This is a genomic window from Nocardia sp. NPDC051052, assembly GCF_044456045.1.
Lineage (GTDB): Bacteria > Actinomycetota > Actinomycetes > Mycobacteriales > Mycobacteriaceae > Nocardia.
Genome location: NZ_JBITFL010000003.1, coordinates 406,026 through 427,387, shown reverse-complemented (window position 1 = coordinate 427,387; position 21,362 = coordinate 406,026). Strand labels below are relative to the sequence as shown.

Annotated in this window: 21 protein-coding genes; 20 read left to right on the top strand and 1 reads right to left on the bottom strand. The window is 66.9% G+C overall.

The window, feature by feature from the left end; all coding sequences use genetic code 11:
- Nucleotides 1–156: 156 nt before the first annotated feature.
- Nucleotides 157–993 carry a DUF1266 domain-containing protein gene (locus ACIBCN_RS12335; RefSeq protein WP_379281960.1) on the top strand — a complete coding sequence of 279 codons (837 nt, stop codon included), beginning with the start codon at nucleotides 157–159 and terminating at the stop codon, nucleotides 991–993.
- A 27-nt stretch (nucleotides 994–1,020) separates the two neighbouring features.
- Here ACIBCN_RS12335 and ACIBCN_RS12330 read toward each other — a convergent pair whose 3' ends face one another.
- Nucleotides 1,021–1,875, bottom strand: coding sequence for a hypothetical protein (locus tag ACIBCN_RS12330; protein ID WP_396991577.1), 855 nt, complete (start codon nucleotides 1,873–1,875; stop codon nucleotides 1,021–1,023).
- Nucleotides 1,876–2,329: 454 nt separating this feature from the next.
- Between ACIBCN_RS12330 and ftsH the strand changes: the two genes are divergently transcribed.
- The 19 genes from ftsH (at nucleotide 2,330) to ACIBCN_RS12235 (ending at nucleotide 21,317) form a co-directional block, all read left to right on the top strand.
- Nucleotides 2,330–4,732, top strand: coding sequence for an ATP-dependent zinc metalloprotease FtsH (gene ftsH / locus ACIBCN_RS12325; RefSeq protein WP_396991576.1), 2,403 nt, complete (start codon nucleotides 2,330–2,332; stop codon nucleotides 4,730–4,732).
- Between the two features lie 223 nt (nucleotides 4,733–4,955).
- Nucleotides 4,956–5,561 carry a GTP cyclohydrolase I FolE gene (gene folE, locus ACIBCN_RS12320; protein ID WP_396991889.1) on the top strand — a complete coding sequence of 202 codons (606 nt, stop codon included), beginning with the start codon at nucleotides 4,956–4,958 and terminating at the stop codon, nucleotides 5,559–5,561.
- Nucleotides 5,562–5,572: 11 nt separating this feature from the next.
- Entirely contained in the window at nucleotides 5,573–6,469 is an 897-nt protein-coding gene (gene folP, locus ACIBCN_RS12315; RefSeq protein WP_396991575.1) for a dihydropteroate synthase, read from the top strand.
- Nucleotides 6,469–6,900, top strand: a complete 432-nt coding sequence (folB, locus tag ACIBCN_RS12310) for a dihydroneopterin aldolase (protein ID WP_396991888.1) — start codon at nucleotides 6,469–6,471, stop codon at nucleotides 6,898–6,900. Before folP ends, folB begins: the two co-directional genes overlap by 1 nt.
- 73 nt (nucleotides 6,901–6,973) lie before the next feature.
- Complete coding sequence (gene folK, locus ACIBCN_RS12305; protein ID WP_396991574.1) at nucleotides 6,974–7,528, top strand: 2-amino-4-hydroxy-6-hydroxymethyldihydropteridine diphosphokinase; 555 nt, start codon at nucleotides 6,974–6,976, stop codon at nucleotides 7,526–7,528.
- Nucleotides 7,525–7,995, top strand: a complete 471-nt coding sequence (locus ACIBCN_RS12300; RefSeq protein ID WP_396991887.1) for a DUF3180 domain-containing protein — start codon at nucleotides 7,525–7,527, stop codon at nucleotides 7,993–7,995. Before folK ends, ACIBCN_RS12300 begins: the two co-directional genes overlap by 4 nt.
- A gap of 70 nt (nucleotides 7,996–8,065) precedes the next feature.
- A complete protein-coding gene (locus ACIBCN_RS12295; RefSeq protein ID WP_396991573.1) occupies nucleotides 8,066–9,037 on the top strand; it encodes a DUF6779 domain-containing protein in 972 nt (323 codons plus the stop codon).
- Between the two features lie 297 nt (nucleotides 9,038–9,334).
- Nucleotides 9,335–10,246: a Rossmann-like and DUF2520 domain-containing protein gene (locus tag ACIBCN_RS12290; RefSeq protein WP_396991886.1), complete on the top strand. Its 912-nt coding sequence runs from the start codon at nucleotides 9,335–9,337 to the stop codon at nucleotides 10,244–10,246.
- A complete protein-coding gene (panC, locus tag ACIBCN_RS12285) occupies nucleotides 10,246–11,175 on the top strand; it encodes a pantoate--beta-alanine ligase (protein ID WP_396991572.1) in 930 nt (309 codons plus the stop codon). The genes ACIBCN_RS12290 and panC overlap by 1 nt, the downstream gene beginning before the upstream one ends.
- Nucleotides 11,176–11,202: 27 nt before the next feature.
- Nucleotides 11,203–11,622, top strand: coding sequence for an aspartate 1-decarboxylase (gene panD, locus ACIBCN_RS12280; protein WP_396991571.1), 420 nt, complete (start codon nucleotides 11,203–11,205; stop codon nucleotides 11,620–11,622).
- A 1-nt stretch (nucleotide 11,623) separates the two neighbouring features.
- Nucleotides 11,624–12,421, top strand: coding sequence for a type III pantothenate kinase (locus tag ACIBCN_RS12275; RefSeq protein WP_396991570.1), 798 nt, complete (start codon nucleotides 11,624–11,626; stop codon nucleotides 12,419–12,421).
- Between the two features lie 182 nt (nucleotides 12,422–12,603).
- Complete coding sequence (locus ACIBCN_RS12270; RefSeq protein WP_396991569.1) at nucleotides 12,604–13,224, top strand: cysteine dioxygenase; 621 nt, start codon at nucleotides 12,604–12,606, stop codon at nucleotides 13,222–13,224.
- Between the two features lie 8 nt (nucleotides 13,225–13,232).
- Nucleotides 13,233–13,655: a rhodanese-like domain-containing protein gene (locus ACIBCN_RS12265; RefSeq protein WP_396991885.1), complete on the top strand. Its 423-nt coding sequence runs from the start codon at nucleotides 13,233–13,235 to the stop codon at nucleotides 13,653–13,655.
- A gap of 263 nt (nucleotides 13,656–13,918) precedes the next feature.
- Complete coding sequence (gene lysS / locus ACIBCN_RS12260; protein ID WP_396991884.1) at nucleotides 13,919–15,418, top strand: lysine--tRNA ligase; 1,500 nt, start codon at nucleotides 13,919–13,921, stop codon at nucleotides 15,416–15,418.
- Between the two features lie 115 nt (nucleotides 15,419–15,533).
- Nucleotides 15,534–15,893 (top strand): Lsr2 family protein, encoded by a 360-nt coding sequence (locus tag ACIBCN_RS12255; RefSeq protein ID WP_396991883.1) that lies wholly within the window; start codon nucleotides 15,534–15,536, stop codon nucleotides 15,891–15,893.
- 281 nt (nucleotides 15,894–16,174) lie between these two features.
- Nucleotides 16,175–16,738, top strand: coding sequence for an FHA domain-containing protein (locus ACIBCN_RS12250; RefSeq protein WP_396991568.1), 564 nt, complete (start codon nucleotides 16,175–16,177; stop codon nucleotides 16,736–16,738).
- Nucleotides 16,739–16,868: 130 nt separating this feature from the next.
- Nucleotides 16,869–17,447, top strand: coding sequence for a DUF1772 domain-containing protein (locus ACIBCN_RS12245; protein WP_396991567.1), 579 nt, complete (start codon nucleotides 16,869–16,871; stop codon nucleotides 17,445–17,447).
- A 100-nt stretch (nucleotides 17,448–17,547) separates the two neighbouring features.
- The gene (locus tag ACIBCN_RS12240) at nucleotides 17,548–18,489 is read left to right on the top strand and encodes an esterase/lipase family protein (protein ID WP_396991566.1); all 942 of its coding nucleotides are present in this window, start codon (nucleotides 17,548–17,550) and stop codon (nucleotides 18,487–18,489) included.
- A 272-nt stretch (nucleotides 18,490–18,761) separates the two neighbouring features.
- The gene (locus tag ACIBCN_RS12235) at nucleotides 18,762–21,317 is read left to right on the top strand and encodes an ATP-dependent Clp protease ATP-binding subunit (protein ID WP_396991565.1); all 2,556 of its coding nucleotides are present in this window, start codon (nucleotides 18,762–18,764) and stop codon (nucleotides 21,315–21,317) included.
- Nucleotides 21,318–21,362: the final 45 nt, after the last annotated feature.

Sequence of the window (21,362 nt, the reverse complement as noted above, 5' to 3'; positions counted from 1 at the left end):
AACTCCCGGTCCGAAAATCGCGTCGCGCCGGCCGCCGCGCGTGACCGGCCGAGGCGATCGGAGACGGCCGAGCAAACTCCGGCGCGCCAGCGGGGACACGCAGAATTCGTCCCATTACACAGGCTCTTCCAAGATCTATGGTGAACAATCGGAACCATGCCTGCCCGCGGTGTACCCACGTTGACAACCTTCCCGTACGAGGAGCTGGATCAGCGCGAAGAGGACCACTGGTCCGGCGCCGCCGTCGCCGACGACGAATTACGGGCGCTGGCGCTCGGCGCCTTCTACTCCGCGCGCTGGGACGCCTTCCACGACGCGCTGCTGCTCGGCCCGGAGCGCGAGCATCCGCTCGGCGACCGCCGCGAGCTCGCCATCGACACCCTCACCGGTGCCTGGGGCATCACCGACGCGACCGAGGCGCAGGCCTCGATGGAGCAGTTGCTGGACGGCATGCACGCGCCGCTGTACGCGCTGGTGCATCCGCTGGTGATGGCCTCGATCAATGCCAGCGAGCGGGACCGGTTCGGCGAGCGCGCCGATCGGCACCGGGCGTTCCTGCGTCAGGTCGGCTCGTTCCGCGGCATGGACAACCCGGAGGCGCTGGTCCGCGACTACGACATCTGGTCCCAGGCCATCAAGATCGGTTTCACCGATCACCTCGCCCGCCCGCTGCCGAGCGACATCCACGCATGGGACCTGGCCCGGGTGGTCGCGGTCGCGCGGATGGCCTTCACCGCCGGCTATCTCGACGCCGATCTGGCCTGGGACTACCTGGCCAGGGCGCTGCCCATCGCGCAAGCCAAGTACCGCAACTGGCGCCAGTTCGGCGACGCCTACCTCACCGGCTGGACCTACTGGCAGGCGTGCGAAGACCTCGCCGAACTGAAGAACGGCGGCGTCGACCGCCGGATGGAACTGCTGCGCCTGTGGATGCGCCCGACCAGCCCGTGGCGGCGGATCAGTCTGACCGTGCCGCCGGTGGTGCAGCCCTAGGGGCCGACCGTCATCGGGCAGAGCCAGCTAGCCGCCGTCGGGCAGCGAGCGGAGGATGCCGCGGCCGTAGCGCTGGAACTGGGCGTCGTCGACCATGCCGAGCGAGTGCCGCTCGACCAGCAGCTCCCACTCCGAATACAGCTGGGCGACACCGGGGTCGGCCGGGCCGGCACCGCCGTCGGCGGAATCGCGGCGGACCGCGAAGTTCACCGCGAGGGTGACCCGTTCGGTGTCGGCTCGATCGCTGCCGGTGAAATGCAGGGTGATGTTGCCGTCGTGTACATCCATCCCCGCCTCGCTGCGGGCCGCGCCGATCTCGCCCGCCATGGCAGGCGTGCCGTCGGTATTGCGGGCCCACAGCACCGCTGGGATGGGCAGTTCGTGCGCGTAGCGGGTGCCGGTGCCGATCGAGATGAACAGCAATCGTCCGGTCGTCGCGGCAAGCAAGCCGGGGCCGCTGCCCGCCGGCCGGTGCGCGACGGCGATCGCGGTCTCCAGCACGTATTCGTCGGGCGTGACATATCGATGCAGCGCGGCGATCGCCGTTTTCGCCTCACGGTGCGGTGCCATCCGGCGCACGGCGCGGTCCACGTCGGCGCGGGTCGGGCCGGACTTACCCCAGGTGGGGGCGGGCGGATTCAGATCGGGGGCGGCCACGTCGATGCGCTGGGTGGCCAGGATCTGGCCGTTGATCCGGTCGACGATCTCGGTCGCGGCGGGCACGTCGTGCTCGGCGATGAGCACGGGCAGTGGGGTGCGGTCGGCGGGCACGCCGGTCAGCACGGGTGTCGGGTATCGCAGATATATCTCGATGACAACGGCGTCGTCGGCGCGGCGATTCAAGCGGACCTTCAGCAGATCCGAGACCGGTACGTCGAGCACCCGCTCGCCATCGGAGCCAGGGCGCAGCACTACCAATCGCCCGCGGCCGTGACGCACTATCGCTGTGGGTGTCCGTAGCTCAACTATGTCCATACCCCCTGCGCTCTGTTGGGTTTACGGTGCTCGCGGGGCCATCAACTCATTACGCAAGCTACCGCCTCGGTGCCCGTCGCTCGCACTGCGGTGTTGTGTCGTCGCTCACGATAGGCCGAACATGCCATGATTGTGACCACTTGGAGTAACCCGGGCCGGGGTCTTCGGGAACCACCGAGGCCCCTTGACCGTTTACCCCTTTAACTGCACCTGCAGCCGAACTGCGCGATGTATCGACTAGACCGTACGCGGTAACGTGGCATGTCCGCATCCGAACCCTCCCGGAGCCGGACGCGCCCGACGCATCGCTAGCACGAAACCGGAGACACCGGAAAGGACTGGCCGGACCGGCCGACGCTCTATGAACCGCAAGACTGTGTTTCGCACCCTGGCCATAGTTTCGGGCATTTTGCTCGTGATCTATGCGTTCAGCTATTTCGGCAACGACACGCGCGGCTGGAAGAGCGTCGATACGTCCGTCGCATTGAGCCAGCTGAACGACAAGAGCAACGTCAAGAATGTCCAGATCGATGATCGCGAACAGCAACTGCGCATCGAGCTGAAGAACGGCAACGACGCGACCGGTGGCCAGAGCAAGATCATCGCCAAATATCCCGGTGGCAGCGCGAGTTCCGGACAGGTCTTCGACGCCGTGAAGAGTTCCGGCGCGACCTATAACACCGTGGTCAAGCAGGACAGCTGGCTTACTCAGATCCTGCTGTTCGTGCTGCCGATGATTATCCTGCTCGGCCTGTTCGTCTTCGTCATGGCCCGCATGCAGGGCGGTGGTCGCGGCGGCATGATGGGCTTCGGCAAGTCGAAGGCCAAACAGCTGTCCAAGGACATGCCGAAGACGACGTTCGGCGATGTAGCGGGTGCCGACGAGGCGGTCGAAGAGCTCTACGAGATCAAGGACTTCCTGCAGAATCCGGTGCGCTACCAGGCACTCGGCGCGAAGATCCCGAAGGGTGTGCTGCTGTACGGCCCGCCGGGAACCGGTAAGACGCTGCTCGCGCGCGCCGTGGCCGGCGAGGCGGGGGTGCCGTTCTTCACCATCTCCGGCTCGGACTTCGTCGAGATGTTCGTCGGTGTCGGCGCGTCCCGCGTGCGTGACCTGTTCGAACAGGCCAAGCAGAACAGCCCGTGCATCATCTTCGTCGACGAGATCGACGCGGTCGGCCGCCAGCGCGGCGCGGGCCTCGGCGGCGGTCACGACGAGCGTGAGCAGACGCTGAACCAGCTGCTCGTCGAGATGGACGGCTTCGGCGACCGCACCGGCGTCATCCTGATCGCGGCGACCAACCGCCCCGACATCCTCGACCCCGCGCTGCTGCGTCCCGGCCGGTTCGACCGGCAGATCCCGGTCGGCAACCCCGACCTGGCCGGCCGTCGCGCCATCCTGCGGGTGCACTCGCAGGGCAAGCCGATCTCGCCCGACGCCGACCTCGACGGCCTGGCCAAGCGCACCGTCGGCATGTCCGGCGCCGACCTGGCCAACGTGATCAACGAGGCCGCGCTGCTCACCGCCCGCGAGAACGGCGCCGTCATCACCGGCGACTCGCTCGAGGAGTCGGTGGACCGCGTGGTCGGTGGCCCGCGTCGCAAGAGCCGGATCATCAGCGAGCACGAGAAGAAGATCACCGCCTACCACGAGGGCGGCCACACCCTGGCGGCCTGGGCGATGCCCGATATCGAGCCCGTCTACAAGGTGACCATCCTGGCCCGCGGCCGCACCGGCGGCCACGCCATGACGGTGCCCGAGGACGACAAGGGCCTGATGACCCGCTCGGAAATGATCGCCCGCCTGGTGATGGCGATGGGCGGCCGCGCGGCCGAGGAACTGGTGTTCCACGAGCCGACCACCGGCGCGTCCTCCGATATCGACCAGGCCACCAAGATCGCGCGCGCGATGGTGACCGAATACGGCATGAGCTCGCGCCTCGGCGCGGTGCGCTACGGCCAGGAGGCCGGGGATCCGTTCCTCGGCCGCTCGATGGGTCAGTCCTCGGATTACTCGCACGAGGTCGCGGGTGCCATCGACGAGGAGGTGCGCAACCTGATCGAGGCCGCGCACACCGAGGCGTGGGCCATTCTCAACGAGTACCGCGACGTGCTCGACGTGCTGGCGACGGCGCTGCTGGAGAAGGAGACCTTGCACCGCAAGGAACTCGAAACCCTGCTCGCCGCGGTGCAGAAGCGGCCGAGGATCACCGCGTTCAACGACTTCGGCGACCGCGTGCCCTCGAACAAGCCGCCGGTGAAGACCCCGGGCGAGCTCGCGCTGGAGCGCGGCGAGCCGTGGCCGCCGCCGGAGCAGATCCCGGCGCCGCTGCCCGCCGGGGTGGCCCAGCCCGCCAACGGCTACCCGGGCGAGGGCGCTTACAACGCCCAGCCGCAGCACGGTTACCCGGCGCAGCCCGCGACCGGCTACCCCGGGCCGCAGGGCCCCGCCCAGGGCGGCTACCCGCAGCGCGGTGGCACGCACGGCTCGCGACCGGATTACGGCGCTCCCGCCGGTTGGTCGGCCCCCGGCTGGCCGCCGCGCGACGACCAGCAGCAGCCCGGTCAGCCGAGTGGCTGGACCGAGCCGCAGCAGCACCAGGGCTATCAGCCCCCGTGGGGCCCGCAGGGTGGTCCGCAGGACGGCGGCTACGAACGCGGTAACTACGGCGATCATCCGGGTTACGACGAGCCGGGTCGCACCAACCCGAACGGCGAGGGCGACAACGGCGAATGGGATGGACCGAACAACGGTCGGCACTGAAGTACGGCGGCGCTCGCGCGACCTTCCCGGTTCCGCGAGTCGCCGCCGCCGGGCCTCTTGCTCACGCCGTGAGCAGTGACGATTAGGCTCGACCAGCGGGGTGCCGAGTAATTGCCGGGACCCGAGATTTTGGAGGTGTCCTCGATTGTCGGCCAACAATCACGTCGGCGGCCACGCGCTCGCCGATTCGGACGATGTTGACGAAGACGGTTCCGGCAACGGCGTGACCAGGCCGGAGCTCACCGCTCTGGAAACCGGTCGCCCGTTCGACCAGGACAGGGCCGAAGCCGCGGTGCGCGAGCTGTTGCTGGCGGTCGGCGAGAACCCCGACCGGCCCGGTCTGCTCGATACACCCGCCCGGGTCGCCCGCGCCTATCGCGAGATGTTCGCCGGGCTCTACGTCGAGCCGGACGCGGTGCTGAACACCACGTTCGACGAGGGACACCAGGAACTGGTGCTGGTCCGCGACATCCCGATGTACTCCACCTGTGAACATCACCTGGTGTCGTTTCACGGTGTCGCGCACGTCGGCTACATCCCCGGCAAGCACGGCCGGGTGACCGGGCTGTCCAAGCTGGCCCGCGTGGTCGACCTGTACGCCAAGCGCCCGCAGGTGCAGGAGCGCCTAACCAGTCAGATCGCCGACGCGGTGATGCGCAAGCTGGACCCGCGCGGCGCCATCGTGGTGATCGAGGCAGAGCACCTGTGCATGGCAATGCGCGGCATCCGCAAGCCCGGTGCGAGCACCACCACCTCGGCGGTGCGCGGTCTGCTGCAGTCGAGCCCGTCCTCGCGCTCCGAGGCGCTCGATCTCATTCTTCGGAAGTGAATGAGGATCACATGACCGCAGGTGGGAGCAGCTTCGCGCGTGGCGGTCGCTCCTGTGTGGTGATGGGGGTCGTCAACGTCACCAGCGATTCGTTCTCCGATGGCGGCCGCTACCTCGAACCCGAGCTGGCCATCGCGCACGGCATCGAGTTGTACGCGGCAGGTGCCGACATCGTCGACATCGGCGGGGAATCGACCCGGCCGGGCGCGGTGCGCATCGATCCCGAAACCGAGGCGGATCGGGTCGTCCCGGTAATCCGTGGCTTGGTCGCGGCGGGCGTGCCGACCAGCGTCGACACCATGCGGGCGCGGGTGGCCGAGGCCGCGCTCGCGGCGGGCGTCTCGGTGGTGAACGACGTGTCCGGCGGCCGTGCCGATCCCGACATGGTGAAAGTCGTTGCCGCCGCCGGTGTCCCGTGGATCCTGATGCACTGGCGCGCCGGCGCCGACTACCGGCACACCGGGCCGGCCGACCACTACGACGACGTGGTCGCCGAGGTGCTCGCCGAGCTGACCACCCAGGTGGAGCTGGCTGTGGCCGCCGGTGTCGACCCGTCTCGCCTGATCCTCGACCCCGGCCTCGGCTTCGCCAAGAACGCCGAACACAACTGGGCGTTGCTGGGCGCGCTGCCCGAGCTGATCGGCAACGGACTGCCCATCCTCATCGGTGCCTCACGCAAACGCTTCCTCGGTTCCCTGCTCGCCGACGACTCGGGCCCGCGCCCGCCGGACGGCAGGGAGACCGCGACCGCGACCATCTCGGCGCTCGTCGCCATGCACGGCGCCTGGGGCGTGCGGGTGCACGACGTGCGCGCCTCGCTGGACGCCATCACCGTTGCCGATGCCTGGCAGGCCGCCGCCGGGCATCGCACCGCCATGCCGAGCTCGCCGCAAGGAGCACACCGATGATGCCAACCCCCGCCGACGCCGACCAGGTTGCGGCGCAGGAGAATTCGTCGAGCCGGCGCGGCGGCGACCGGATCGAGCTACGCGGTCTACGGGCGTTCGGTCATCACGGCGTGTTCGATCACGAACGCCGCGACGGCCAGGAATTCGTCGTCGATCTGACGGTGTGGGTGGACTTCGCGGCCGCCGCGGCCTCCGACGACCTGGCCGACACCGTGCATTACGGCGAGCTCGCCGGGAACGCGGTGCGCATCATCGAGGGCCCACCGCGCAACCTCATCGAGACCGTGGTTTCCGAGATCGCCGATGACGTGCTGACCGATCCGCGCATCAGCTCGGTCGAGGTGGTCGTGCACAAGCCGTCCGCGCCGATCCCGCATGCCTTCGCCGATGTCCGCGTGGTCACTTCGCGGCACCGCGGGGAGCTCGCGTGAGCGAGCGCAGCGAGCGAGCCATCGACACAGCGCCTCGAGGCACGGCGGAGCCGACCGTCAGCGAGGCGGAGTCGTGAGTCGCGCCGTTCTCTCCATCGGTTCCAACATGGGGGACCGGCTGGCACATCTGCGCAGCGTGGTGGACGGCTTCGGCGACCGGGTCGTCGCCGTGTCGCCGGTGTACTCGACCCCGCCGTGGGGCGGCGTCGAACAGGACGACTACCTCAATGCCGTTGTCGTGGTCGATGATCCGGAGCTCGCCGGTATCGACTGGCTGCGCACCGGTCAGCGGCTCGAGCAGGCCGCCGATCGGGTCCGCGAAGTGCGCTGGGGCGCACGGACACTCGACGTCGACGTGGTCTGGTGCGCGGAGCGCGTGCACGGCGAGCTGGTGGCCGTCCGCAGTGCCGACCCGGAATTGACCCTGCCGCATCCCCAGGCGCATCGCCGCGCGTTCGTGCTGATCCCGTGGCTGGACGTGGCACCGGACGCGACGCTCGAGGTCGACGGCAGCGCCCAGGCGATCACCGACCTGCTCGACGAACTGCCGGCGGCCGAGCGCGCCGGTGTCCAGCGCACCGAGCTGTCGCTCGCGCCTGCCGCCGAAGGGTCGGCGTCGTGCAGCTGAAACCCACTCGAATCCTGGACCTGGTGGCGAACGTGGTGATCGCCGCCATCGTCGCGTGGGTGGCGACCAGGCTGGCCTACAACAGCTTTCCGCCGATCTCGACCTACGCGGGTGCGTCGCTGTATCCGGTCGCGGCCATCGAGGCGGTGCTCGGGTTCGTGATCCGGGCCAGGGTCAACGACAACCAGCTCGGCGACGGCAGGCATCAGCTGCATCCGATCACCGCGGCCAGGGCGGTGGCGCTGGCCAAGGCGTCGCTGCAGGTCGGTTCGATCGCCGCGGGCGTGTGGCTCGGTTTCCTCTGCTGGGTCTTCCCGCAGCGGGGCGCGCTCGGCGCGGCAGCTGCCGACAGCCCAGGCGCCATCGTCGGGATGCTGGCGGGGGCGGCTTTGGTAGCTGCGGCCCTGTGGCTCGAGTATTGCTGCCGGGCTCCTGAGGACCCCACCGACGATCCGGCAACCACATAGCAAATATTGCGGTCGGAATTGCCGAACCGAGTTGTGGGCGCGACGAGTCGATCAAGCTACCCTGGCTTGCATGGTTTCACCCTCCCGTACCAGCACTTCCCGTCGACGGCGGGACGACGCGGGAAAATTGTTCATCGGCGTATTGATTTTGCTCGGGCTGGTTGCCAGTATTTTTCTGGTCTTCAGCAACAGCTTGCAGTTCGTCCGGATCGGTTTGGTTGCGGCCCTGTGGGCGGCGGTCATCGGCGCGTTAGCTGCGACGAGATATCGCAAGGAAGCGACGATCGATAAGGCCAAGGTTCGCGATCTGCAGACGGTTTACGAGTTGCAGCTCGAGCGAGAGGTCACCGCCCGGCGCGAATTCGAGCTCGGCGTCGAGGCTCGGGTGCGCGAGGAAGTCGGTGCCGACGCGACCGAATTGGCCGCGCTGCGCGCCGAGCTCACGGTGCTCCGGACCAGTCTGCAGCGGCTTTTCGACGGCGATCTGCCGATGGATCGGCCCGCGCTGCGCGCCGACGCGACCCGGATTCAAGAGCTGACCAGCACGGTCGGCGATCCGGCGAACAATAGCTCCGCGAATGCCGGACCCTGGTCCGTGCCGTCGAACCAGCAACCGCGCAGCAGTGTGACCCCGGTGTTCGTGCCAGACCATCCGGAGCCGCCGCTCTTCGCCAGCCCATTCGACGATCCGGTCACCGCCGAGACCGCCGCGGTGTCGCTCGACGACGACGTGGACAAGGCGGCCGACGCCGACAGCACCGACGATTCGGAACGGTCCGCGTCCGGTTGGGCCGACGCCTTCACCGAGGGCCCGGTCATCCAGCCGACGCCGGCGCCGCGACCGGCGCCCAAGCCCACCTATCAGTCGACCCGCCCGTCGGCTTGGCCGACCACCGAGGGCCCGACGGTCGGCACCGCCAGCTCGCGCAGGCGGCGTCGCGCCGAAGCCGACGCGGATTCCGACGTGCCGGAGCGCAGGCTCTCGGTCGCCGAGATCATGGCCAACCTGCAATCGGAGGAGAAGAGCCGCGACCGACGCTGAACGTTCGGCCTGGGTAACAAGTGAATCGAGCGCGCGGTGTGCGCGAGGGGCCCGGAGGCGGTCGCGGAGCGTAACCACGCAGGGACCCGCGGACGTCGCCAATTCAACACTGCGTTGTAAATCACTGCCCAGGGCCGTGGCATTGGCAAACATCGGGCCGATACGCTCGATGGCGTACGTCTGGTACCCGCTCGGCGGGACTGGAACGAAATCGAGAGGACACTGTTGACCTCGAGAAGCGTGAATTCTGACGACGACGCGGCTTCGGGCTACCCCGTTTCGAACGATCCTCAATCGGTGGTGGGCGGCGATCTCGCGCCCGCCCGGCTGACGGTGGGCATCGTTTCGGCGGGCCGCGTCGGCTCCGCACTCGGCGCGGCACTCGAACGCGTCGGCCACGTGGTGTTCGGCGTCTCCGCGATCTCCGACGCCTCGGTGCGCCGCGCGCAGACCCGGCTGCCCGATTCCGAGATCATGCCGATCGAGGACGTGGCCGCCCGCAGTGAGCTGCTGCTACTCGCCGTGCCCGACACCGAGCTCGCCGGTCTCGCGCGCGGCCTGGCGAGCGCTCAGGTGGTCCGACCCGGCACGATCGTCGTGCACACCTCCGGCGCCAACGGTGTCGGCGTGCTCGCGCCGCTGGCCGACATCGGCGCCATGCCACTGGCCATTCATCCGGCGATGACCTTCACCGGCCACGACGAAGACCTCACTCGGCTGGGTAACGCGTGTTTCGGCATCACCGCCGCCGACGAGATCGGTTACGCCATCGCGCAGGCGCTGGTGATCGAGATGGGCGGCGAGCCGGTCCGGGTGCTCGAGCAGAACCGCGCGCTCTATCACGCGGCGCTCGCGCACGGCAGCAATCATCTGGTCACACTGATCGTGGATGCCGTTGCGGCCCTTCGGGTCGCGCTGGCTGGCCCCGGCCTGCTCGGACAGCAGATTGTCGACGATCAGCCGAACGGGCTGGCCGAGCGATTGCTCGCGCCGCTGGCCTCCGCCGCGCTGGACAACGCCCTGCGGCGCGGCCAATCGGCGCTGACCGGCCCGGTGGCCCGCGGCGACGCGGACGCCGTCGCCGCGCACCTGACCGCACTGGAATCCGTCGATCCCAGGCTGGCCGAGGGCTACCGCGCGCTGTCGCTGCGCACCGCCGAACGGGCAGGCACCAATCCCGCCGTCATCGAGCTGCTGAAGGGGCGCTGATGTTCGATACGAAATTGCGTGGCGCTTATAAGCCCGGTGAACTCACCGTGCACCACGATCCCGCCGCGATCACCCAGGTGTCCAACGCCTTGCGCAGCGTCGGCCGCACCGTCGCGCTGGTGCCGACGATGGGCGCGCTGCACGAGGGCCACCTGGAAATCGTGCGCACGGCCAAACGGAACAACCAGGTCGTCATCGTCTCGATCTTCGTGAATCCGCTGCAGTTCGGCGCGAACGAGGACCTCGACAAATATCCGCGCACCCTGGACTCCGACGTGGAACTGCTGCGCGCGGAGGGCGTCGGTCTGGTGTTCGCGCCGAGCGTCGCCGATATGTACCCGGACGGCCCGCGCACCATCGTGCAGCCGGGCCCGATCGGCGCCGAGCTCGAAGGGGCAAGCAGGCCAACGCATTTCGCGGGCATGCTGACCGTGGTCGCCAAGCTGCTGCAGATCGCGCGGCCCACCGAGGTGTACTTCGGCGAGAAGGACTACCAGCAACTCACGCTGATCAGGCAGCTGGTCCGCGACCTGAACTTCGATGTCACCATCAAGCCGGTGGCCACCGTGCGCGAGCACGACGGCCTGGCCATGTCGTCGCGGAACCGGTTTCTCGATGCGGCACAGCGGGAATCGGCGCTCGGCCTGTCGGCGGCGCTGGCCGCGGGCAAGCACGCAGGCGGCCTCGGCCCGGAGGCGGTGGTCGCCGCGGCCCGCCAGGTGCTCGCCGAGGTGCCCGGTGTCGACATCGACTACCTCGAACTTCGCTCCGCCGCGCTCGGCCCCGCCCCGTCGACCGGCAATGCCCGGCTGCTGGTGGCGGCCAGGGTCGGCCCCACCCGGCTGATCGACAATGTCGCCGTCACCCTCGGCGCGCCCATCGATGGCCATCCCAACGTCTCCGCCCAGCGGACCTCCCAGCCTGTATAGGCGACGAACCAACGAAAGGGCGACGCAATGCTGCGCACCATGATGAAGTCGAAGATCCACCGTGCCACGGTCACCCACGCCGACCTGCACTACGTCGGCTCGGTGACGGTGGACCAGGACCTGCTCGACGCCGCCGATCTGCTGGAAGGCGAGCAGGTCTGCATCGTCGACATCGACAACGGCGCCCGGCTGGAGACCTATGTCATCGCGGGTGCCCGCGGCTCCGGCGTGATCGGCATCAACGGTGCCGCCGCGCATCTGGTGCATCCCGGCGATTTGGTGATTCTTATTGCCTATGCCCAGCTGAACGAGCAGGAAATCGCGGAATACGACCCGAAGGTCGTTTTCGTGGACGAGCGCAATCGTCCGGTGGAACTCGGCTCCGATCCGGCGCACGCACCGGCGGGTTCCGGGCTCACCTCGCCGCGTTCGCTGTCGCTCGCCTGACATGCTGCTGACCATCGATGTCCGCAATACCAGTATCGTGCTCGGCCTGTTCTCGGGTAGCGGCGCGCATTCGAAACTGGTGCGGCACTGGCGAATCCACACCAATCCACTGCTGACCGCCGACGAATTCGCCATGCAGGTGCGTGGCCTGATCGGCCCGCAGCTCGACCAGGTGATCGGCGTTTCCGCGCTGGCCACGGTGCCGCCGGTGCTGCGTGAACTGCGCACCATGCTGAGTCAGTATTGGGGTCACGTGCCGCACGTACTGGTCGAGCCGGGTGTGCGGACCGGTATTCCGCTGCTGGTGGATAACCCGAAAGAGGTCGGTGCGGACCGGATCGTGAACTGCCTCGCGGCCTATCAGCACTATTCGTCGCCGGCCATCGTTATCGATTTCGGCACCGCGATCTGTGTCGACATGGTCTCCGCGAAAGGCGAGTTCCTCGGCGGCATCATCGCGCCCGGCGTGGAAATTTCGATGGAGTCGCTGGTCGAGCGCAGCGCGCTGCGCCGAGTGGAGCTGGCCCGGCCGCGTTCGGTGCTCGGGAAGAACAGCATGGAATGCATGCAGTCCGGCGCGGTTTTCGGTTTCGCCGGGATGGTGGACGGGCTGATCGACCGGATTCGCGACGAGTTCGAGGCTTTCGGCGGCAATGATGTCGCGGTGGTCGCCACCGGCCCGAGCGCGGCGCTGATCGTGCCGGAATCGGAGACCATCGACGACCACGACCCGTACCTCACCCTGACCGGCTTGCGCCTTGTATACGAGCGAAACCAGCGCCGCAAGGGCACCGTCTGATTTTCGCGGTGTCGGATTTGTCGCACCCTTCGATACTTGCCGGCACCGCGCTCGATGCTGATACACTCACCGACGTGTATTTCCGCGTGCGCACCCAGGAGTGTTGTCGAGGCTGACCAAGCCTCGACCGTTCGAGGCTGACCATCGCCCTCGACCGTTCGCTACCTCCTGGAGATTCGCTCATGCGTTCTTCCGTTCTTTCCCTTTCCTCAGCCCGGGACGCCTATTCGGCTACGCCGCATGTGGAGCGTGCCGTGGCCTCCGCCTTGCCGACGCGCCTGCGTCCCGCAGATTTACTGCGGTTGACCGACGAAGGCGCCGAGGACGTACTGGCCGGACGCTTCGACCATCTACTACCGGCGAATGGCATTTGGCCGGCCGACGAGCGCTGGGCGGCCCGCCTGCTCACCGATGACGAGGTCGATGTCTGGCTGATCAGCTGGACGCCGGGAAAATCCACCGAACTGCACGACCACGCAGGCTCGCTCGGCGCGTTGACGGTGCTCAGCGGTGCCCTTTCGGAATTCCGCTGGAACGGAACCGAACTACGCCGCCGGATACTCGCCGCGGGCGATCAAGCCTCTTTTCCGATCGGCTGGGTGCACGATGTAATGCGTGCCCCGGCGCAGTCCGTGGCAGGCAGCACCAGCGAGTCGATCGATCCAGCACTGCTCGAACCAACGCTCAGCGTGCACGCCTATTCTCCGCCGCTCACCGCCATGTCCTATTACGACGTCACCGGACACGGCACCCTGCGGCGCACCCGAACCGTTCTCACCGACCAGCCCGAAGGTGACATGTAATGACGCGATTGACCATCGATCAGATGCTCGACAACGCGCGGGCCCAGCTCAGCCGGATCTACGCGTTCGAATTGCCGCAGGCCCTCGCCAGGGGCGCGATTCTGGTGGACATCAGGCCGCAGGCGCAGCGCGTGCGTGAGGGCGCGTTGCCCGGTGCCCTGGTGATCGAGCGGAATGTGCTGGAATGGCGGCTCGATCCGACCAGTTCGGCCCGCTTGGCGCTGGCCACCGATCACGATGTGGAATGGATCGTCGCCTGCTCCGAGGGCTATACCTCCAGCCTCGCCGCGTTCGCGCTGCAACAACTCGGGCTGCACCGGGCGACCGATCTGGTCGGCGGCTTCCACGCATTGAAGGCGGCGGGTCTACTACACATCGGAATCCGGGCGCCGCACTTCGCCCGTGAGGTCGACTCGCTCGCCTCGCTGTAATTATTCACACATCGCTTCCATCTCGAAACATCAGGGCGCACAAGCGGTTTCGTGTGTCCATCGATGCATGCCCGCTATTTCCGGTGATACCGGTCCGCACAAATCCGGCGGCCAACGCGGGCCGGAACCGAGACCGGCCCGTTACTCCGTGAACTAGGCCGGGCGGCCCGCAAAACGATTTCCGGTGCCCGCTAGGGTTGTTGGATGTGAGCACCAGCGACACTTCCTCGTCCAGCGATCCCGCATCGGATTCGCGGCCTGCCGTGGCGCCCGACGCCGACGACGCCCCGGAGCAGATACGGATTCGCAAGGAGAAGCGGGAGCGGCTGCTCGCGGACGGCGGTGACGCCTATCCCGTCGTCGTGCCGCGCACGCATACCCTCGCCGAAATTCGCGCCGCATATCCGGATCTGGACAAAGACACCCAGACCGGGCTGCAGGCGGGTGTCGCTGGTCGCGTCATATTCATGCGAAATACCGGCAAGCTGTGTTTCGCGACGCTGCAGGAGGGGGACGGCACCAAGCTGCAGGCGATGATCAGCCTGAACGGTGTCGGCGCCGACGCGCTCGCGGCCTGGAAGTCCGATGTCGATCTCGGCGACTTCGTTTTCGTGCACGGCGAGGTGATCTCGTCGCGGACCGGCGAATTGAGCGTCATGGCCGATTCCTGGTTCATGGCCGCCAAGTCGCTGCGTCCGTTGCCGGTGGCGCACAAGGAGATGAACGAGGAGTCGCGGGTCCGGCAGCGCTATGTCGATCTGATCGTGCGTCCTGAGGCCAGGGAAATGGCACGAACCCGCATCTCGGTGGTGCGCGCCATGCGCAATGCGCTGGAACGGCGTGGCTTCCTCGAGGTGGAGACGCCGATGCTGCAGACGCTGCACGGCGGCGCGGCGGCCCGGCCGTTCGTCACCCATTCCAATGCCCTCGATATCGATCTCTACCTGCGTATCGCGCCGGAGCTGTTCCTGAAGCGCTGCGTGGTCGGCGGCCTGGAGCAGGTCTTCGAGATCAACCGCAACTTCCGCAACGAGGGTTCGGACTCCACCCATTCCCCGGAGTTCGCGATGCTGGAAACGTACGAGGCGTACGGCACCTACGACGACTCGGCACGGATGACCCGGGAATTGGTTCAGGAAGTCGCCCAGGAGGTGTTCGGCACCCAGGTGGTGACACTTGCCGACGGCACCGAATACGACCTGCGCGGCGAGTGGGCGACCGTGGAGATGTACCCGTCGCTCTCCGACGCCCTCGGCGTCTCCGTGACACCGGAAACTTCCGTCGCGGAATTGCGCGCTCTCGCCGATCGGGTCGGTCTGGAAATTCCCGACGGCAAGGGCTACGGCCACGGCAAACTCGTCGAGGAACTGTGGGAACACCAGTACGGCGACAAGCTGTACGCGCCGACTTTTGTGCGCGACTTCCCGGTGGAGACCTCACCGCTCACCAGACAGCATCGGACCAAGGCAGGCGTCACCGAGAAGTGGGACCTCTATGTCCGTGGCTTCGAGTTGGCTACTGGCTATTCGGAGTTGGTCGATCCGGTGATCCAGCGGGAGCGCTTCGTGGATCAAGCGCGACTTGCCGCACAAGGCGACGACGAAGCGATGGCGTTGGACGAGGACTTCCTCGCCGCGATGGAGCACGGCATGCCGCCGACCACCGGTACAGGTATGGGAATCGACCGTCTGTTGATGGCGTTGACGGGTCTCGGAATCCGGGAAACAATACTGTTCCCAATTGTGCGACCGGTCACTCGGTGACCGGCTGATTGCAAAATCTCGGCTCCGTCTTGGAAAATTTGGAATTCGAGGTATTCTTGCCTCGGGTAATCGGCCTAGTATGCGGGTCGCACGATTTCGAGAGGACGTTCATCTCATGGCAAAGAAGGTCACCGTTAGCCTGATCGACGATGTCGATGGGGAGTCCATCGCGGACGAGACCATCGAGTTTGCGATCGACGGTGTTTCGTACGAGATCGACCTGTCGTCGGCAAATGCCGCGAAGCTGCGCGACGGGCTGGAGGAGTGGGTTTCGAGCGCGCGTCGAGTGAGTGGCCGTCGTCGGGTGAAGGCCGCCGCGACCGCGACGGGCGCCCCGAAGAGCCGGGTCTCGATCGACCGGGAACAAAGTGCGGCAATTCGCGAGTGGGCTCGTCGGAATGGACACAAGGTGTCCGCACGGGGACGTATCTCCGCCGACATCACCGATGCGTACAACAAGGCCGCGAAGAGTTAGTTTCATATTTTTCAGCCGCCGTCCCAGCGAATCGTGCGACGCCGGGGCGGCGGTTTTCTCTTTGTCCGGCGGCTCATAGGCGGCTGATATAACCGCGCGGCGCGATGACACGCTGCTCGAAGTGGCGCGCGGATCGATCTTGCTCGTGGTTCCAGGACGCGGCACCATGGAAACGTGCGACGGTCACTGGCGGTATGGAGAGGCGAGGTATCGGCGCAGTGACTGGATTCGTCGGATCATTTTTGCGATTCCAAGATGACACGGGTCGTCAGCAGGAACTGATGCTCACCGCTGATCAGGAGCGCGTGACGATCGGTCGCTCGCCGCAGGCCGATCTCGCGCTGCCATGGGACGCCGAGGTGTCCAGGCTGCACGCCGCGATCGAGTATCTCGGCGCGCAGTGGACCATCGTCGACGACGGCCTTTCCCGCAACGGCACTTTCGTCAACGGTGACCGGCTGGTCGGCAGGCGCAGGCTGATGGCGGGCGACGTCATCCGGGTCGGCACCTCGCGGGTGTCCTTCCACGATTTCGGCGGCGTCGCCGACGACATCACCCGCGTCTCCAGCGGCACGGTGCCGCCGAGTTTCCGGCAGCTCACCGAAACTCAGCGTGCGGTGCTGATCGCGCTGTGCCGCCCGTACAAGAACGGCGCGGCCTTCGCGACGCCCGCCTCCAATCAGCAGATCGCCGAGGAATTGTTCCTCAGCGTCGACGCCATCAAGACACACCTGCGCGCGCTGTTCGCCAAGTTCGGCGTCGAGGACCTGCCGCAGAACGCGAAGCGCGTGCGCCTGGCCTTCCTGGCTATCCAAAGTGGCCTGATCTCCGACCGGGACCTGTAGACCTCCCGTAGACGATGGCTTAGTCAGCCGAGTGTCTCGGCCATGGAGAGCCGTGTCGAAACCGGCTTGACTCAGACCCATCGAACCGGAGCGATGAGGGCTCCGGTCGGGTTTCCACTCAGGAGGAATTATGACCGCCGCACGCCTGGTCGCCTTGATCGCGGCCACCCTGGCCACCGGACTGATCGCGGGCCTTTTCTACGGTTACGCGAACTCGGTGATGCCCGCGCTGAATCAGACCGACGATCGCACCATGATCGACGTGATGCAGAAGATCAACGTGGTCATCCTCAACCCGGTGTTCATGATCGGGTTCATCGGCACCGTCGGCTTCTCGATTCTGGCGGCGGCGCTGCACCTGGGGAAGGACCAGCGCACCACGCTGATCTGGATCGGTGTCGGCCTGGCCATCAACATCATCGCCTTCGCGGTCACCTCCGGACTGAACGTGCCGCTCAACGATCAGCTGGCCGCCGCGGGTGACCCGTCGCAGATCGGTGACCTCGCCGCGGTCCGCGCCGACTTCGAATCCACCTGGGTGCGTTGGAACATCGTCCGCGCGGTGCTGCACACGCTGGCCTTCCTGGTGCTGTGCGGCGCGCTGTTCGTCTCCGGTATCCAGCAGGGCAGGGCGAGCGCAGCGGCGCCCGGCCCGCAGGTGGCGCAGGGTCAGTTCCCCGGTCAGCCGGGCGCCCCGACTTACCGATAGAGCAGAACATCAACGGCCACAACCAGTTTCGCGACTCGACCGCGCCTGGGACACGCCGCACGGTAGCTTTCTGGAACACGTTCCAGATTTGGAGGCTACCGTGCCGCGTGTTCCAGGCTTTTCGTTTCTCGTCGTCCTTTTCGCCGCGCTGTGCGTCATCGCCGCGAGTCCCGCCCAGGCCGAGCAGTATCCGGTCGATTACAACTTCTTCGGCGGCATCCCCAACGAGCTGCTACATCCCGGCGGATCCCTGCCTGGCACCAACGACTGGACCTGCCACCCGAGCACGGAGCATCCGAATCCGGTGGTCCTCGCGCACGGCACCGGCGGTGGGGCACAGACGAATTGGGGGGTATACGCGCCGCTGCTGGCCAATGAGGGCTACTGCGTGTACTCGATGACCTACGGCGCCTACGACTTGCCGTGGCCGATCTCGGCCATCGGCGGGATGCTGCCGATGGAGCAGAGCGCACCGCAGTTCGCCGCGTTCGTCGACCGGGTGCTGGCCGCGACCGGTGCCGCCCGGGTCGACATAGTCGGCCATTCGCAGGGCAATTTCATCGGCAATTACTTCATCAAGCGGCTCGGCGGCGCGGCCAAGGTAGCCAAACTGGTCGCACTCGCCCCGCCGTGGCTCGGTTCGGACGTCGCGGGCGCCGGCGAGATCGCGGCCTTCAGCCAGCGGCTCGGCGCGGGCCCGGCCTTCGACGCCCTCACCGGATCGCTGTGCCAGGCCTGCCGCCAGGTGCTCGCGGGCTCGGATTTCGTGCGGGCGCTGAACGCGGACGGCGTCTACAACCCTGACGTCGCCTACACCAATATCTCGACCAGGCTCGACGAGCTCGTCGTCCCCTACACCTCGGGACAGGTACCCGGCCCGAACGTCACGAACATCGTGGTCCAGGATGGTTGTGCCCAGGACTTTTCCGAGCACGCGGGCATCGCGGGCAGTCCACGCGCCGCGGCATACGTGCTCAACGCGCTCGACCCGGCACACCCGCACGAGGTGCCGTGCGGTTTCATCCCGCCGTTCACCGGGTAGCACCCCGGAAAATGGCGGCAGAGAGATATTCCTGTTCGCTGAGGGCAAAACCGGATCGGAAACGAATCCTGCAACCCTCACGTTATGAGTGAATGACCGTGCTGACGCTGGTCGCCAATAGGGTGGACTGGCGGCGGCAGCATCCCCCGCCAACTAGAGTGGAGGCGGGGGCCACGACCCCCGGGCTTCATGGCAGGCTGACGCCCACGGTTGTTACACAGCACACTGCGGCGTCTGTTGCCAGAATGTCGGAGCAGGAGAGTGAGGGAGCGATGTTCGAGAGGTTCACCGACCGTGCGAGGCGTGTCGTTGTCCTGGCCCAAGAAGAGGCCCGGATGCTCAACCACAACTACATCGGTACCGAGCACATCCTGCTGGGGCTGATCCATGAGGGTGAGGGTGTCGCGGCCAAGTCGCTGGAATCGCTCGGCATTTCGCTGGAGGGCGTGCGCAGCCAGGTGGAGGAGATCATCGGACAGGGCCAGCAGGCTCCATCCGGTCACATCCCGTTCACCCCGAGGGCCAAAAAAGTCTTGGAGCTGAGTCTGCGCGAGGCGCTGCAGCTCGGCCACAACTACATCGGCACCGAGCACATCCTGCTCGGTCTCATCCGCGAGGGTGAGGGCGTCGCCGCGCAGGTGCTCGTCAAATTGGGCGCCGATCTCAACCGGGTGCGTCAGCAGGTCATCCAGCTGCTGTCCGGGTACCAGGGCAAGGAGCCGGTCGAATCCGGTTCCCGCGGTGAGGCGGGCACGCCGTCCACCTCGCTGGTGCTCGACCAGTTCGGCCGGAACCTGACCCAGGCCGCGCTCGAGGGCAAGCTCGACCCCGTCATCGGCCGCTCGAAGGAAATCGAGCGCGTCATGCAGGTGCTGAGCCGCCGTACCAAGAACAACCCGGTGCTGATCGGTGAGCCCGGTGTCGGTAAGACCGCCGTCGTGGAGGGCCTCGCGCAGGCCATCGTCAATGGCGAGGTTCCCGAGACGCTGAAGGACAAGCAGCTGTACACCCTCGACCTGGGTTCCCTGGTCGCGGGCAGCCGCTACCGCGGTGACTTCGAAGAGCGCCTCAAGAAGGTGCTCAAGGAGATCAACACCCGCGGCGACATCATCCTGTTCATCGACGAGCTGCACACGCTCGTCGGCGCGGGTGCCGCCGAGGGCGCGATCGACGCCGCGTCCATCCTGAAGCCGAAGCTGGCCCGTGGCGAGCTGCAGACCATCGGCGCGACCACCCTCGACGAGTACCGCAAGTACATCGAGAAGGATGCCGCGCTGGAGCGCCGGTTCCAGCCGGTCCAGGTCGGCGAGCCGACGGTCGAGCACACCATCAACATCCTGAAGGGCCTGCGCGACCGCTACGAGGCACACCACCGGGTTTCCATCACCGATGGCGCGCTGGTGGCCGCGGCTACCCTGGCCGACCGCTACATCAACGACCGGTTCCTGCCGGACAAGGCGATCGACCTGATCGACGAGGCCGGTGCGCGGATGCGTATCCGTCGCATGACCGCCCCGCCGGACCTGCGCGAATTCGACGACAAGATCGCCGATGCGCGCCGGGAGAAGGAAAGCGCTATCGACGCGCAGGACTTCGAGAAGGCGGCGCGACTGCGCGACAAGGAAAAGCAGCTGGTCGCCAAGCGCGCCGAGCGGGAAAAGCAGTGGCGCTCAGGCGATCTCGACGTGGTTGCCGAGGTCGATGACGAGCAGATCGCGGAGGTGCTTGCCAACTGGACCGGCATCCCCGTCTTCAAGCTCACCGAGGAGGAGACCACCCGTCTGCTCCGCATGGAAGACGAGCTGCACAAGCGGATCATCGGCCAGGAGGATGCCGTCAAGGCCGTCTCCAAGGCGATCCGCCGCACTCGGGCCGGCCTGAAGGATCCGAAGCGGCCGTCCGGCTCGTTCATCTTCGCCGGTCCGTCCGGTGTCGGTAAGACCGAGCTGGCCAAGTCGCTGGCGAACTTCCTGTTCGGCGACGACGACGCGCTCATCCAGATCGACATGGGCGAGTTCCACGACCGCTTCACCGCATCGCGGCTGTTCGGTGCCCCTCCCGGGTACGTCGGCTACGAAGAGGGCGGCCAGCTCACCGAGAAGGTGCGCCGCAAGCCGTTCTCCGTGGTGCTGTTCGACGAGATCGAAAAGGCACACCAGGAGATCTACAACACCCTGTTGCAGGTCCTCGAGGACGGTCGTCTCACCGACGGCCAGGGACGCACGGTCGACTTCAAGAACACCGTGCTGATCTTCACCTCGAACCTGGGTACCTCGGACATCTCCAAGGCGGTCGGCCTCGGCTTCACCCAGTCCAACATCCAGGGCTCGAACTACGAGCGGATGAAGCTCAAGGTCAACGACGAGCTGAAGAAGCACTTCCGGCCCGAGTTCCTCAACCGCATCGACGACGTCATCGTCTTCCACCAGCTCACGACCGATCAGATCGTGCAGATGGTGGACCTGATGATCGCCCGAGTCGGCGTCCAGTTGAAGAACAAGGACATGTCGATGGAGCTGTCCGAGCAGGGCAAGGCGCTGCTGGCCAAGCGTGGCTTCGACCCCGTGCTCGGTGCCCGGCCGCTGCGCCGCACCATCCAGCGCGAGATCGAGGACCAGCTGTCGGAGAAGATCCTCTTCGGCGAGATCGGCCCCGGCCAGACCATCTTCGTCGACGTCGAAGGCTGGGACGGCGAAGGCTCCGGCGAGGACGCCAAGTTCACCTTCACCGGCAAGGCGAAGCTGACCAAGGCGGACAAGGGCGAAGAAAAGCCCGAGGTCGTGCTGACCGGCGCCGCTGAAGGCGCCGCAGAAGCCTCCGGCGAGTAAAAGCACTACGAGAAAGGCCCGCTCCCTGTGGGGGCGGGCCTTTTC

Excerpts from the sequence above, each read along its gene's own strand:
- ftsH (WP_396991576.1), top strand. The coding sequence starts at position 2,330 with ATGAACCGCAAGACTGTGTTTCGCACCCTGGCCATAGTTTCGGGCATT.
- ACIBCN_RS12235 (WP_396991565.1), top strand. The coding sequence starts at position 18,762 with ATGTTCGAGAGGTTCACCGACCGTGCGAGGCGTGTCGTTGTCCTGGCC.
- folP (WP_396991575.1), top strand. The coding sequence starts at position 5,573 with ATGACCGCAGGTGGGAGCAGCTTCGCGCGTGGCGGTCGCTCCTGTGTG.
- panC (WP_396991572.1), top strand. The coding sequence starts at position 10,246 with ATGTTCGATACGAAATTGCGTGGCGCTTATAAGCCCGGTGAACTCACC.
- folB (WP_396991888.1), top strand. The coding sequence starts at position 6,469 with ATGCCAACCCCCGCCGACGCCGACCAGGTTGCGGCGCAGGAGAATTCG.
- ACIBCN_RS12250 (WP_396991568.1), top strand. The coding sequence starts at position 16,175 with ATGCTCACCGCTGATCAGGAGCGCGTGACGATCGGTCGCTCGCCGCAG.
- ACIBCN_RS12295 (WP_396991573.1), top strand. The coding sequence starts at position 8,066 with ATGGTTTCACCCTCCCGTACCAGCACTTCCCGTCGACGGCGGGACGAC.
- ACIBCN_RS12245 (WP_396991567.1), top strand. The coding sequence starts at position 16,869 with ATGACCGCCGCACGCCTGGTCGCCTTGATCGCGGCCACCCTGGCCACC.
- ACIBCN_RS12275 (WP_396991570.1), top strand. The coding sequence starts at position 11,624 with ATGCTGCTGACCATCGATGTCCGCAATACCAGTATCGTGCTCGGCCTG.
- ACIBCN_RS12270 (WP_396991569.1), top strand. The coding sequence starts at position 12,604 with ATGCGTTCTTCCGTTCTTTCCCTTTCCTCAGCCCGGGACGCCTATTCG.
- panD (WP_396991571.1), top strand. The coding sequence starts at position 11,203 with ATGCTGCGCACCATGATGAAGTCGAAGATCCACCGTGCCACGGTCACC.
- ACIBCN_RS12255 (WP_396991883.1), top strand. The coding sequence starts at position 15,534 with ATGGCAAAGAAGGTCACCGTTAGCCTGATCGACGATGTCGATGGGGAG.
- ACIBCN_RS12335 (WP_379281960.1), top strand. The coding sequence starts at position 157 with ATGCCTGCCCGCGGTGTACCCACGTTGACAACCTTCCCGTACGAGGAG.